Annotated in this window: 13 protein-coding genes; 4 read left to right on the top strand and 9 right to left on the bottom strand. The window is 72.0% G+C overall.

What is annotated here, in order from left to right:
* Position 1 precedes the first annotated feature (1 nt).
* The 9 genes from ACK4TT_RS15625 to ACK4TT_RS15665 all read right to left on the bottom strand — a co-directional run bounded on the left by ACK4TT_RS15625 (position 2) and on the right by ACK4TT_RS15665 (position 9074).
* On the bottom strand, positions 2 to 1222 hold the full coding sequence (locus ACK4TT_RS15625; RefSeq protein ID WP_409639774.1) for an acetyl-CoA acetyltransferase: 1221 nt from the start codon (positions 1220 to 1222) through the stop codon (positions 2 to 4).
* A 16-nt stretch (positions 1223 to 1238) separates the two neighbouring features.
* The gene (locus ACK4TT_RS15630; protein WP_410213369.1) at positions 1239 to 2135 is read right to left on the bottom strand and encodes an SDR family NAD(P)-dependent oxidoreductase; all 897 of its coding nucleotides are present in this window, start codon (positions 2133 to 2135) and stop codon (positions 1239 to 1241) included.
* 72 nt (positions 2136 to 2207) lie between these two features.
* The gene (locus tag ACK4TT_RS15635) at positions 2208 to 3293 is read right to left on the bottom strand and encodes a hypothetical protein (RefSeq protein ID WP_410213370.1); all 1086 of its coding nucleotides are present in this window, start codon (positions 3291 to 3293) and stop codon (positions 2208 to 2210) included.
* Between the two features lie 56 nt (positions 3294 to 3349).
* The gene (locus tag ACK4TT_RS15640) at positions 3350 to 4294 is read right to left on the bottom strand and encodes a winged helix-turn-helix transcriptional regulator (RefSeq protein WP_409639765.1); all 945 of its coding nucleotides are present in this window, start codon (positions 4292 to 4294) and stop codon (positions 3350 to 3352) included.
* An 85-nt stretch (positions 4295 to 4379) separates the two neighbouring features.
* Positions 4380 to 6068, bottom strand: a complete 1689-nt coding sequence (locus ACK4TT_RS15645; RefSeq protein ID WP_409639762.1) for a class I adenylate-forming enzyme family protein — start codon at positions 6066 to 6068, stop codon at positions 4380 to 4382.
* Positions 6069 to 6168: 100 nt separating this feature from the next.
* Positions 6169 to 6405, bottom strand: coding sequence for a hypothetical protein (locus ACK4TT_RS15650; RefSeq protein ID WP_409639759.1), 237 nt, complete (start codon positions 6403 to 6405; stop codon positions 6169 to 6171).
* A 62-nt stretch (positions 6406 to 6467) separates the two neighbouring features.
* The gene (locus ACK4TT_RS15655; RefSeq protein ID WP_409639756.1) at positions 6468 to 7016 is read right to left on the bottom strand and encodes a hypothetical protein; all 549 of its coding nucleotides are present in this window, start codon (positions 7014 to 7016) and stop codon (positions 6468 to 6470) included.
* Positions 7017 to 7020: 4 nt separating this feature from the next.
* The gene (locus tag ACK4TT_RS15660) at positions 7021 to 7908 is read right to left on the bottom strand and encodes a sugar kinase (RefSeq protein WP_410213371.1); all 888 of its coding nucleotides are present in this window, start codon (positions 7906 to 7908) and stop codon (positions 7021 to 7023) included.
* A 17-nt stretch (positions 7909 to 7925) separates the two neighbouring features.
* Positions 7926 to 9074 carry a saccharopine dehydrogenase family protein gene (locus ACK4TT_RS15665; protein WP_409639750.1) on the bottom strand — a complete coding sequence of 383 codons (1149 nt, stop codon included), beginning with the start codon at positions 9072 to 9074 and terminating at the stop codon, positions 7926 to 7928.
* A gap of 81 nt (positions 9075 to 9155) precedes the next feature.
* Here ACK4TT_RS15665 and ACK4TT_RS15670 point away from each other — a divergent pair, with 81 nt between their 5' ends.
* From ACK4TT_RS15670 to ACK4TT_RS15685, 4 genes are all read left to right on the top strand, one after another.
* Positions 9156 to 10220 (top strand): beta-N-acetylglucosaminidase domain-containing protein, encoded by a 1065-nt coding sequence (locus tag ACK4TT_RS15670; RefSeq protein ID WP_410213372.1) that lies wholly within the window; start codon positions 9156 to 9158, stop codon positions 10218 to 10220.
* Positions 10221 to 10258: 38 nt separating this feature from the next.
* Complete coding sequence (locus tag ACK4TT_RS15675; RefSeq protein WP_410213373.1) at positions 10259 to 11221, top strand: aspartyl protease family protein; 963 nt, start codon at positions 10259 to 10261, stop codon at positions 11219 to 11221.
* Positions 11222 to 11264: 43 nt separating this feature from the next.
* On the top strand, positions 11265 to 11861 hold the full coding sequence (locus ACK4TT_RS15680; protein WP_410213374.1) for a DUF4142 domain-containing protein: 597 nt from the start codon (positions 11265 to 11267) through the stop codon (positions 11859 to 11861).
* A 140-nt stretch (positions 11862 to 12001) separates the two neighbouring features.
* Positions 12002 to 13006, top strand: coding sequence for a hydroxyacid dehydrogenase (locus ACK4TT_RS15685; protein ID WP_409639738.1), 1005 nt, complete (start codon positions 12002 to 12004; stop codon positions 13004 to 13006).
* Positions 13007 to 13123: the final 117 nt, after the last annotated feature.

Here is a 13123-nt window from a genome sequence, read left to right on the forward strand (position 1 = left end):
ATCAGACGCCCACCACGAGACTGACCGTCGTGGTGGTCGAGCCGCCGATGTTCAGCGTCTGGACCGTCTTGGCGCCCTCGACCTGGTAGTCGCCGGCCCGGCCGGTCACCTGCTTGAAGGCGTCGAGCGCCATCCGCACGCCCGTCGCGCCGACGGGATGGCCCAGGCCGATCAGGCCGCCGGACGGATTGATCGGCAGGCGCCCGCCGATCTCGATCGAGCCGTCCTCAACCGCCTTCCACGCCTCGCCCGGCGCGGTGAGTCCCAGGTGCTCGATGGCCATGTATTCGGTGGTCGTGAAGCAGTCGTGGGTCTCGACGGCGTCCAGCTCGGAGATGTCGGCCACCCCGGCCCGGCTGCGGGCGGCGTCGATCGCCTGCTTCACGCGCGGGAAGATGTAGGGCTCGTCCCGGCTGGCGCGGACCTTCCGCTCGTAGCTGATCGGCGCCGAGGTGTGACCCCAACCCTTGATGCGCGGCAGGCTCTCCAGCGCGATCCCGCGCCGGTCGGCGTAGGTCTTGGCGGCCTTTTCCGAGGCCAGGAAGATCACGGCCGAGCCGTCCGTGACCTGGCCGCAGTCGTTCTTGCGGATCATCCCCTCGATGACAGGGTTGGCCTCGTCGTCGGCGGTGAAGCTCTTGTCGTTGAAGGTCCACTGGCGGGTCTGGGCGTTGGGGTTCCGGCGGCCGTTGGCGAAATTGATCTCGGCGATCCGCATCAGGTGCTCGTACTTCAGCCCGTAGCGGCGGCCGTACTCCTCGCCCAGGTCCGAGAAGGCGCGCGGCCACAGGTAGGTGGCGTCCTGGAACTCGTGGCCGGCCCAGGCCGCCGCGCCCAGGTTCTCGGCCGCCGTCTGGCCCGAGACGTTGCGCATCATCTCGATGCCCACCACGCAGGCGGTGTCGTAGCGGCCGGCCTCGATCTCGGCGGTGGCCGCCAGGATCGCCACGCTGCCCGAGGCGCAGGCCGCCTCGTGACGGGCCGTCGGCATGCCGTCGAAGTCCGGATGCACCAGGCCGAAGAAGCCGCCCAGCAGCCCCTGGCCGGCGAACAGGTCGCCCACGAAGTTGCCGACGTGGCCGGTGTCGATGTCCTTGGGCTCCAGGTCGACGGCGGCCAGGCCCTCGCCCACCGCCTCGGCGAAGGCGTCGGCGAAGTCCATCTGCCGACGGGCCCAGTTCTGGGAGAAGTCCGACTGCCAGCCGCCAAGAATATAGACCATGGTGTCCTCGTCCGGGTTATGCGGGGGTGGCGGCCAGCGCCGGGCGGCCGTCCATGAAGGCCGCGAAGGCCGTGTGGGAATCCGGGTAGGCCTCGCGCGGCTCGGCCCGCATGGCGGCGTGCACGGCCGGGCCGATGGGGCCCTTCAGGCTGACCGGCTGGCCCTCCACCGCCGTGGCGATCCGCAGGCGCCCGCCGCCCGAGACCAGCGTCTGGCCGGTGACGTCGCACGCCTCGCTGACCAGCCAGGAAACCAGCGGCGCCACGTCGGCCGGGTCCATCCGCTCGGCGAGGCCCGGGGCCAGGTGCTGTTCGGTCATGGCGGTCACCGCATAGGGGGCGATGGCGTTGATCAGGACGTTGCGCGGGCGGCCTTCGGTGGCCAGGCCCCGGACCAGGCCGATCAGCGCGGCCTTGGACGAGGCGTAGGCCGCCATGCCGTCGCCGCCGTGCAGGCCGGCCGACGAGGCGCTGACCACGATCCGGCCTCCATTCTTGGAGAGCACCGGCCAGGCGGCGTGGACCAGGTCGAAGGCCCCGAAGAAGTTGATGTCGAAGATGCGCCGGAAGCCCTCGCGGGTCTGGCGATGCAGGCGCTGGGTCTCGGGTACGCCGGCGTTCGAGACCACGCCGTCCAGGCGGCCGAAGACCTCCAGCGCCTGGTCGACGAGGCGCTGGCCGCTCGCCGGGTCCTCGGCGCTGTCGAGGTTGGCCACCGCCCGCCCGCCGCGGGCCGTGATCTCGGCGGCCACCGTCTCGGCGCTGGGCGGTTGGCTCCGGTCGCTCCAGCGGTTGTTGACCACCACGCTGGCGCCGCGCGCGGCCAGGTCGAGGGCGTAGGCGCGCCCCAGGCCCTTGCCGGCCCCGGTCACGATCACGACCCGCCCCGTCAGGTCGGTCTCTCCAGCGCGCATCATCCGTTCCTCCCGAGGGCGATCATCCATACAACGTATCGTTATGCAAGTAACCTGGCGAAGACGCGCCGATCAAGCGTGCGCGAGGTCGTTCCAAAGGTCGGCCCAAAGGTCGCCCCTGAACGGCGTGGCCAGCGGCCGGGTCACGAGCCCGGGCGGGGCGGCGACGACATGGGGGATGGCGTTGAGCACGGCGCCGGCGACGCCGAGCTGCTCGGCCGAGGTCGGCGTCGTGTCCCCCTCCCGCTTCTCCAGGTCGATGCTGAGGCGGACGCCGGGATGGCCCTTCACGCGGACGCGCCAGAGCGGCGGGTCGGGCGCGTCCAGGTGCGCCTCTTCCATCCACCAGTGGATCGACATGGTGAGCCTGGGCTCGCCGCCGACGAGGCCGTTCCAGCGCCAGTTCACATGGGCGAGGCGGCCCCGCGGGATCACGCCCGCGGCCATGGCGATGTCCTGCGTGGCCGCATGGACGCGGTGGTCGGTGCGGACCTCGTCGAGCGGCAGGCGCAGGTGCTCGGCCATGGCGGCCAGGACCTCCTCGTACATGCCGTTGAGCGCGCTGGCCGGTCCCCAGGCGGGGTGGTTGGGGTCGAAGGTCGCGGGGTCCGCGCCGAAGCCCAGGATGCGGAAGACGTAGTCCGGGTTGCGCATGGCCCGGCAGTCGACGCTCTCCACCACCTCCACATGGTCCAGGGCCTGGCAGACGCCCGTGGCGACCACGGCGATCTGCTCGCCCGCGAAGCCCGGATTGAGGCCCGCGGCCATCAGGCTCGTCCCGCCCGCCCGGCAGGCCGCCTCCAGCGCCTCGCGCCGCGCGCCCGTCCAGTACGACGGGCGGCTGTAGCCGTTGATGCTGATGACGTTCTTGCCCGAGGCCAGCAGCCGCAGGATGTCGGCGTCGTGCGAGCCGTAGGGCGGGGCGAGCCGCGCGCAGTGGATCACCGCGTCGGCGTCCAGGGCCAGGATCTCCTCCACATCGCGGGTCGCGACGACGCCGACCGGCGCGCGGCGGGCGATGTCGCCCGCGTCCCGGCCCGCCTTGTCGTCGCCGTAGACGTAGAGGCCCACCAGTTCCATCGCGGGATGGTCGATCACCGCCCGCAGGCACGACTTTCCCATGGCGCCGGTGGCCCACTGGATCACGCGATAGGTCATGCGGCGGCCTCCCCCCGGACAGGCTTACCCCAGACCGTATCGTTATGAAAGTGACTTCAGGCCGGCTGCAGCCGACGACCGGCCTCTGGCTCGACGAGCTCGAACTCCACGGCGTGCGGCTCGACGGGCTGGCCGCAGCAGGAGCAGGTCACCGCCGGCTCCAGGTCGTGGCCGTGGGCCTTGTGGCGCAGCAGCAGCGGCGGCCCCTCGGGCGAGACGTAGTACTTGTCGCCCCATTGCAGCAGCATCAGCAGCACCGGGTAGTAGTCGATGCCTTTCTCGGTCAGGCGGTATTCGAACCGCCGCCCGCCCAGGTCGTGGGTGCGGATGACGCCCTGGGCGGTCAGCCAGGACAGCCGTTCGGACAGGATGTTGGTGGCGATGGCCGTGTCGCGCTGGATCTCGTCGAAACGGCGCAGGCCGGTGAAGATGGAGCGCAGCACCAGGCTCGCCCAGCGGTCGCCGGTGATCTGGGCCACGTCGACCATCAGGCCGTGCGCGTTGACCGCGGCGTGGCGCTGCTGGCGGCGGCGGCTGTAGCGGGCGGCCATCCAGCCCACCCCCGGCCCCTCGGCCCAGTCCACGTCGCGGGCGCTGATCTCGTCGCCGCATTTCAGGCAGGTCGGCGTCGGCTCGAAGGCGTGGCCGCAGGTCTTGTGGCGCAGGGTGAGCTGGAGCTTGCCCTCGGGCGAGCTCCAGCGCCGCTCCCAGCGCAGCATCATCAGGGCTGGCCAGTAGAGGTCCCGGCCCTTGGCGGTCATGTGGTACTCGAAGCGCGGCGGCGTCTCGGAATAGAGCCGCTTCTCCAGCACGCCGGCGGCCACCAGCTTCTTCAGCTTGTCGCTGAGCCGCGCCTGCAGGAGTCCCGTGCGGGTCCGGAACTCGTCGAAGCGCCGCGCGCCGATCCAGCTCGCTTCCAGGATCAGCAGCACCGAGGTGTCGCCCACCACCTCGAGCGCCCGCCAGATCGAACAGGTGCGGATGAACTTCGGCGAGGTCATCGATCGGGCGCGCTCCTCCGGCTGCGTCGCATCGTCGGCCGGAGCGGTACCACTATGCAAGCAGCCCGCCCCGCGCAAGCGGCGGCTAGGCAGGGAGGAGCCGGCCCAGCTCCCGCCGCAGGACCTTGTTCAGGGCGTTCCTGGGCAAGGCCTCCACGACCTCCAGCCGTTCCGGCAGCTTGTAGGTGGCGATCTCGTGGGCCTTGAGGTGGGCGTTGAGCTCCTCCAGCGTCAGCGTCTCCCCCGGTCGCAGCGCCACGAATGCGCAGACCCGCTCGCCCAGCCGCTCGTCCGGATAGGCCGCGCAGGCGCCCTCCCGCACCTTGGGATGGCCCTCGATCAGCACGTCCAGCTCGGCAGGCGAGATGTTCTGCCCGCCCCGGATGATGATCTCCTTGCACCGCCCCACGAACCGGTAGAACCGGCCCTCCCCCTCGGCGGCGATCTCGAACAGGTCCCCGGTGCGGAAGAAGCCCTGCTCGTCGAAGGCGGCCCGGGTGACCTCCGGGGCCTCGTAGTAGCCGTCGAAGGTCATGGCGCCGGCGATGCGCAGCTCGCCCCGGACGCCGGGAACCGTGACCTCTTCGCCGGTGTCGGGGTCGACCAGCCGCGTCCGGATCTTGGCCGGGAACGCGGCCGGCCAGTCGATGCCCTCGACGCCGAACCGGGGGAAGAAGCGCGCCCGCTGCTCGGGGTCCGGGATGGCGTCCCCGGTGGAGAAGAGCGAGGCGCCCTCGTTCGACCCGAAGACGTTCATCACCGTCACGCCGTACCGCGCCTGCCAGCCGGCCACCATCCAGGGCGCCAGGGGCGCCGAGCCCGAGCCCAGGCAGCGCAGGTTGGACAGGTCGGCGGCCGCCAGCAGCGCCTCGTTCTGCAGCAGCATGTTGAGCACCGCCGGCGGAGCCACGGTATAGGCGACGCCCTCATCCTGAAGCTGGCGCACGAAGATCGGCAGGTCGAACGGGTGGTGCTGGACCAGGCGACCCTTGCAGAGCAGCCAGGTCATCACCATGCCGCCGATGGCGGCGATGTTGATCAGGGGGAAGGGGTTCAGCACCGTGTCGCCGGTGCGCAGGCCGGCCGCTTCCACCAGCGCCTCGCCATTCACCACCCACTGGTCGTGGTGGCGCGGCACGCCCTTGGGCGCGGCCTCGGTGCCGGACGTCCAGCAGATGGTCAGCGCCTCGGCGGCGTCGAGGTCGGCCGGCGTGGGATAGGGCCCGGCCGGGGCGGCGGCCAGCAGCGCGTCCAGCGTGCGCACGCCCGCGGGGGCCTCGGCTCCGAGCGTGACGATCTCGGCCGCCGTCACCCCCTCCTGCTTCAGCTCGGCCAGCATGGCGGCATGGTCGCAGCCGTGGAACGGGCCCACGGTCAGATAGACCTTCGCCCGCACGGTCGGCAGGATCTGGCGCAGCTCATGGCCGCGGTAGGCGATGGCGATCGGGCTGAGGATCGCCCCCATACGCGCGCAGGCGAGGAAGGCCAGCACGCCCTCCACCAGGTTCGGAAGCTGCGTCGCCACCACGTCGCCGCGCCCGACGCCGAGGGCCGAGAAGGCGTGCGCCAGGGCGTCGACCTGGGCGTCCACCTGCGCCCACGTCAGCCGCCGGGGCGCGGAGCCCACCAGGGCCTCCCGATTGGGCGCGTCCGCCAGCGCCTCCTCGGCCCCGCGCGCCGCCACGGCCTTGCGCAGCAGCGAGTCGACGGTTTCGCCCCGCCACCATCCCTTCCGACGGTATTCGGCGACGCGCTCGGGCGGGCTGGGAAGCACGGCGCTGATCCTCCTCGCTGTCGATCTTCACGACAGCTCGCATAGTCAGTACCGTATTGCAAGTTACCCCCGCCGCCAGCGGGGCCGCCCGAGGTCGAACCTAGCCGCCCTTGGCCTGGAACGCCCTCCAGAGTTGCCACAGCCCCAGCAGCACCAGCGTCTGGGCGACGCCCGAGATCAGGGTCGCCCCGCCCAGGCCCAGGCGCACCGACCAGGCCTGGCAGGCGGCCGAGTCGCCGTAGGTCGCCCAGACGAGTCCGCTGAGCGCCAGCGATCCCGCGAGGATGAAGGCCGCGCCCACGGCGGCGCGCTTCAGCGAAGGATGGCGAACGTCCATCGGGGTCTCCCTTGCCACCGCGCCAGGACGCCATGTGTACCCGCCGCCCGCCTTGAGCCCCGTCAACTGTCGTAGGCCGCCAGCGTCACGCCCGCGCGCGCCAGGCGCCGGTAGAGCCTGCGCCGGCGAACCAGCGGCAGCCAGTCGTAGAGGAAGATCTCCAGCGGCCGCCAGTTGGCCACCCAGCCCACGATGATCAGGCCCTCGACGAAGAACCGCCCGAGATAGCCTCCGCCGACGATGTTCCCCATCAGCCGCGCCAGCACGATGCAGACGCCCAGCACGGCCAGTCCCGTGGCCAGCGAGACGCGGCCCACCCGGAACAGCTCCCTGAGCTCCCAACCGGTCACCTCCGCGCGATAGGCGAAGTAGTTGCGCATCGCCTCGGCCACATGGCCCGCTTCCTCCCGCTCGGCCTCTGCGGCGGGCAGGCGGACGACGATCTCGATGTCGCCCTCACGGGGCATCTCGCGCGCCCAGCCGACGACATACTCCTCGACCGCGGCGTCGAGGTCGCGTTCGCGGTACGGCAGGGGGTCCAGCGACTGGAAGAGCTGGCCGATCTCCTTGACCTTCAGCTCGATGGGCCGTTGAGCGGGCGCGGAGGTCATGGCCCTATCGCGGCATCGAGGCCCGGGGGATCACCGCGCCCACGTGCTGCACGACCACGCCGGCCAGGCGACGCCCGCCCTCGACCGCCGCCTGGGGGTCGCGACCGTTCAGGCGCAGGGCCAGGTAGCCGGCGTTGAAGCTGTCGCCCGCGCCCGTGGTGTCCACCGCCGGCGCCTTCGGGCCGCCCGGGATCCACACCGGCGCCGCGGCCGGGCGGCGGATGGTGACGCCGTGGTCGTGGCCGCGCTGGATCACCTCGGCCCCCGCCGCCGCCCACCGCTGCGGCCCGTCCATCAGGTCCAGGGCCTCCAGGTCCTCGTCGCTGGCCGAGACGTAGGTCGAGCTGCGCGCCGCCTGGTCGATGGCCGCCCGGGCGGTCTCCACGTCGGGCCACAGCCGGGCGCGGTAGTTCAGGTCGAAGCCCACGGCCCGGGCCTCGCGCATCACGCCGCCCAGGGCCGCGCGGCCCGCGTCACCCACCACCGCCAGGGTTATCGCCGAGAGATAGGTGAGGTCCGCCTTGGCGGCCGCGTCGGTCAGGGCCTCGACGTCGGCCAGCTCGGCGATCTGCCGGACCGGCGCCTCGCCGCGCCAGTAGAAGAACCGCCGCTCGCCCCTGTCGTCCCGCTCGATGGCGTAGAGGCCGGGCAGGCGCCCGTCGACGCGGGTCACGAGCGAGGCGTCCAGCCCCTCCCGCTCCATCACCTGCAGGATCGCCCGGGTGAAGGGATCGTCCGTCCCCAGCGCGGTGGCGTAGGCCACCTCGTGGCCCAGCCGCTGGAGATAAAGCGCCGTGTTGAAGGTGTCGCCCGCATAGGCGAGCGCCGCCTGGCCGGGTCCGGCCAGGCTCAGCTCCACCATGACTTCGCCGATGGCGACGATGCGTCCCATGGGCGAGTCCCTTAAGCCTATTCGACGGCGAAGGTCAGCCCCGCATGCTTCGACAGTCGCTCGACCAGCCGTCCCTGCAGGGCCGCGCCGGGGGTCCAGATCCCGCCTTTCACGTCAGGAGCGTTCACCAGGGCGATCGCCGTCTCGGCCAGCATCTTCGACGTCGAGCCGTAGCCCGGGTCCTTGTCGCCCTTCACCGAGGTGCGCACCTGCCGGCCGTCCGCGCCGGTGGCGATGAACAGGATGTCGTAGAAGCCGGTCTCCCGCTCCTCCTTGGTCGGCCCCTCGCCGGGCTTCGGCCCCCCGCCCGGCAGCGAGCCCAGGTCGGTGAAGCCCGGTCCGCCGGGACCGCCCATCACCATCTCGTCGTAGACGAAGTCCGTCCCGTAGGCGTGGCCCATCAGAAGGTTCGAGCGGTGGACGTTCTTCACGTTGATCACCGCCATCATGAACGGCGCCACCGGCCCGACGTCCGGGTCGTCATAGGGCGCGTTCGAGGCCGGCGCCGCCGGCCCCACGAAGCCCGGCGTGAGCCCATAGTCGCTCATCATCACCGCCATCTGCGACGGGTCCTTCTGGATCGCCTCCATGGTCGCCTTGCCGCTGGCCGCCGTGCCGCCCGAGAGCCCGCCCTTCATGTCGCGCACCCGGCCCTTCACGCGCGGCGCCGGCGCGCCCAGCTTCGCCTTGGCCGTCTCCTGGGCGAAGTAGACGCCCAGCTCGAAGGGGATGGAGTCGAAGCCGCACGAGAACAGGATGCGCGCCCCGCTCTTCTTGGCCGTCGCCTCGTGGGCGTCGATCATCCGGCGCATCCAGTTGGGCTCGCCGCACAGGTCCAGGTAGTCGGTCCCGGCCTCGGCGCAGGCCGCCACCAGGTCCGAGCCGTAGAGCTGGTAGGGCCCCACCGTGGTGATCACCGCCTTGGTCCGCCGCACCATGTCCCGCAGCGAGGCCGGGTCCGAGGCGTCGGCCACCACCAGGGGCGTGTCCTTCGGCGCGCCGATCTCGTCGCGCACCTCCGCCAGCTTCGCCGCCGAGCGGCCGGCCATGGCCCACTTCACCTCGCCGCCGACTCCGTAGCGCTGGGCCAGGTGCTCGGCCACCAGACGGCCGGTGTAGCCGGTCGCGCCATAGACGATCAGGTCGAACTCGGCGTTCGGGTTCATGGGACGCCCCTCCTCCTTGGTTTGCGGCGCCACCCTTACGAATTTACGCCGTTATCGCAATCGCCCGCTTAAGCTCTCGGCATGACCGAGCTCGGAATCATCGAGGGCTTCTTCGGCCGGCCCTACACATGGGAGGAGCGCGCCGGCATGGTCCGCGCCCTGGGTCCCGCCGGCTACGGCTTCTACCTCTACGCCCCCAAGGCCGACGGCTTCCTGCGCAAGCGCTGGCGCGAGCCCTATCCCGACGCCGATCTCGCGAGCCTCGCGGATTTCGCCGCCCTCTGCCGCGCCACGGGCGTCCGCTTCGGCGCGGGCCTGTCGCCCTACGAGCTCTACCGCGACTTCGACGCCGCCTCGAAACAGGCGCTGGCCGCCAAGCTCGACCAGCTCGTCTCGCTGGGCCTCGACGACCTGGGCGTCTTCTTCGACGACATGCGCGGCGACCTGCCTGGCCTCGCCGCCGCCCAGGTGGAGATCGTCCACTGGATCGCCGAGCGGGTCCCGGGCGTCCGCCTGATCGCCTGCCCCAGCTACTACACCGACGATCCGGCCCTCGACCGCGTGTTCGGCCAGCGGCCGCCGAACTATCTGGAGGACCTCGGCGCCGGCCTCGATCCCGCCATCCACCTCATGTGGACCGGCGAGGAGGTGTGCAGCCTCCAGGTCACCCCCGCCCATCTCGCCCGCGTGGCCGGCCGGATGCGCCGCAGGCCGTTCCTGTGGGACAACTACCCGGTCAACGACGGCCCGCGCATGAGCCGCCGCCTGCATCTGCGCGCCTTCACCGGCCGCCCCGCGACGATCGGCGACCATCTCGCCGCCCACGGGATCAACACCGCATCTCAGGCCGTCCTGAGCCGCATCCCGGCGCTCACCCTGCTGGACAGCTACGCGCAGGGGGAAGCCTATGAATACGCCGCCAGCTTCCGCCGCGCCGCCCGCCAGGTGCTGGGGGAGGACTTCGCCGCCCTTCTCGAACGCAACCTGCTGGCCCTCCAGGAGTCCGGCCTCGACGGCATGTCCGACGAGCTGAAGGGGCGCTTGCGCGAACGCCTGGCCCCGTTCGACCACCCAGCCGCACGCGAGATCGAGGCCTGGCTCGACGGCGCCTACGCCATGGGCGCCGAGGAATTGCAGACCCAGTAACCCTTCTTCCGCCCCAGGCTCCGGTCTAAAGAACGGGCGTGATCTCCCGCCGCGCCCTCGTCACGCGTCTTGGCCTGCTCGCCGCGGGCGGGGGCGCGCTCTACCTGGCGCGCGACCGCATCCCCTGGCCGCCGCCGAAGGTGGAGTTCGCGTCCGGCCACTGGACGCCCTGGATTCCCCTGCCCGACCGCGGCGGCCTCATGGAGGTTCCCGGCCAGGTCGGCGGCGTTCCCGTCCGGGTGGTGGTGGACTCCGGCGCCCAGTTCTCGGCGATCGACCGGGCCCTGGCCGACCGCCTCGGCCTGTCCAGGCCCATCGCCCTGCCCATGCTGGCCTACGGCGTCAGCGGCGACCCCAGCCTGACCCACACCGTCCGCCTCGACCTGGACCTGGGCCCGCTCACGGTGCGCGGCGTGCGGGCCGCCGTGCTCGACATCGCCACGCTCTCGGCCGCCACGGGACACGAGTTCTCGCTGCTGCTGGGCCGCGACGTGCTGCGCGAGCTGGTCATCGAGGCCGACTTCCCCCGCCGCCGCGCGGCCTTCCACCGCCCCGGAGCCTACCGGCCGCCCCCCGACGCCCGGCCCGTGCCGCTGAAGCTCACCGGCGGCGCGCCCATGACCCCCGTCCGGGTGGAGGGCTCCGCGCCCTTCGACGTGCTGGTGGACACCGGCGCCACCGGCACGCTGGCGCTCTCGGCCCGGGCGGCCCAGACCACTGGCCTGCTCGCGCCTGGCCGCCCGGTCAGCTCGGCCCATTCCGTCAGCCTCGGCGGCCTCAGCCTTGACCGCATGGTCCGGGCCCATACGGTGGAGGTCGCCGGCCTCACCCTGCGCGGCGTGGACGTGCAGGTCTATGCGCCCAGCGCGCGCGGCCCGATCCCCGACGGCCTGCTGGGCGCGGGCCTCTTCCGCCGCTTCCGCCTCGCCCTCGACCTGGGCCGCGGCCGGCTGTTCCTGGTTCCGCCCGCCCTGGTCCTGGTGCGGGAACCAAGCCCCTAGCGCGGCATTTCTGGCGCTCAGGCCTCACAGGGAGACGCCATCCATGACCCGCGCACTGTTGATCTGCGCCGCCGCCTCGGCCCTCGCCGTCGCCGCCTGCAACCGCCAGGAACCCGCCGGACAGACCAAGCCGGTGAACGCCGCCCAGGACGCCGTGGGCTCGGCGGTCGGCCAGATGTCGGCCTCGACCCTGGGCGCCAACACCACCGAGGGCTTCGTCTCGAACGCCGCCATCAGCGACATGTACGAGATCCAGGCCGGCCAGATGGCCCAGCAGAAGGGCCGATCCGCCGACGTAAAGGCCTTCGGCAAGATGATGGTCGCCGACCACACGGCCATGTCGAACGAGATGAAGCCGCTGGCCCAGGCCGCCGGCCAGACCGTGCCCGCCACCCTCGACGAGCGCCGCAAGGGCATGCTCGACAACCTGACCGCCGCCAGCGGCGCGGATTTCGACCGCGTCTACCTGGCCCAGCAGGAGGCCGCCCACGAGGAGGCGCTGACCCTCATGCGTGGGTATGCCGACGGCGGCGACAATGCCGAGCTCAAGGCCCTGGCCCAGAAGGCCATCCCGAAGATCCAGGCCCACCTCGACCGGGTGAACCAGATCCAGGCCGCCGCCGCTCCAGCCGCCAAGTAGCGGCCCCGCGACGAGTCTCGTCCGTCATGGCGCCCGCCGGTCCTCCGGCGGGCTCTTTGCATGGGCCCTGGCGGCCTGCCCCGAAGGCTCCGCTTGAGGCAGGTCAATGCCCCGCCTCCCGCAGCCGGGAGGATGACCCGATGCGCATCGCGGTCTTCGAGGCCGAGGAGTGGGAACGCGCCGCTTTCGAACGGCTGCGCCCCCATCACCGGGTCGTCTGCTCCCCCGAACCGCTCGACGCGGCGGGCGCGGAGGCCCATGCCGACGCCCAGGTGGTCACCGCCTTCATCCGCTCCGACCTCGGCGCCGACGTGCTGCGCCGCCTGCCGGACCTCAAGCTCATCGCCACCCGCTCGACAGGCTACGACCACATCGACCTCGGCTACTGTCGGACGGCCGGCATTTCGGTCTGCAACGTCCCCGACTACGGCGACCCCACCGTGGCCGAGCACGCCTTCGCCCTGCTGCTGGCCATCTCGCGCCGCATCGTCGAGGCCGCCGACCGCACGCGCCGGGGCGACTTCGCCATGGAGGGCCTGCGCGGCTTCGACCTCGCCGGCCGCACCCTGGGCGTCGTCGGCGCCGGCCGCATCGGCCGGCGGGTGATCCAGATCGCCGCCGGCTTCGGCATGACGGTGGTCGCCGCCGACCGCCGCCCCGACCCGGACGCCGCCCGCCGGCTGGGCTTCGCCTACGTCTCCCTGCCCGAGCTCCTGGCCCGCGCCGACGTGGTCAGCCTGCACGTCCCCGGCGGACCGGAGACCTTCGACCTCATCTCCGACGCCGAGTTCGCCGCCATGAAGCCCGGCGCCGTGCTCATCAACACCGCGCGAGGCGGGGTCGTGAACGCCGCGGCCCTGGTGCGGGCCCTGACCAGCGGCCGGCTGGCCGGCGCCGGTCTCGACGTGGTGGCCGAGGAGCCGCTGGTGCGCGAGGAGGCCGAGATTTTCCGAACCGACGCGGCCCTGCGCCCCGACCAGCTCCGCAGCCTCTTGGCCACCAACACCCTGCTGCGGCTGCCCAACGTCGTGGTCACCCCGCACGTGGCCTACGACACCCGCGAGGCCGTCCAGCGCATCCTCGAAACCTCGGTCGCCAACATCGAGGCCTTCGCCCGCGGCGAGCCCCGCAACCTGGTCCTCTAGATGTGAGGTGCCAATAGGTTGTCCATCCGGTCCGGACCGGGAAGGCTGGTGTTGCGAAGACTCAGCTGATCTCAGGGGACCGGATGAACCTGCATAGGAATGCCCGCACGACGCCGG

The sequence above is a fragment of the Phenylobacterium sp. genome (genome assembly GCF_046463815.1).
Taxonomy (GTDB): domain Bacteria; phylum Pseudomonadota; class Alphaproteobacteria; order Caulobacterales; family Caulobacteraceae; genus Phenylobacterium.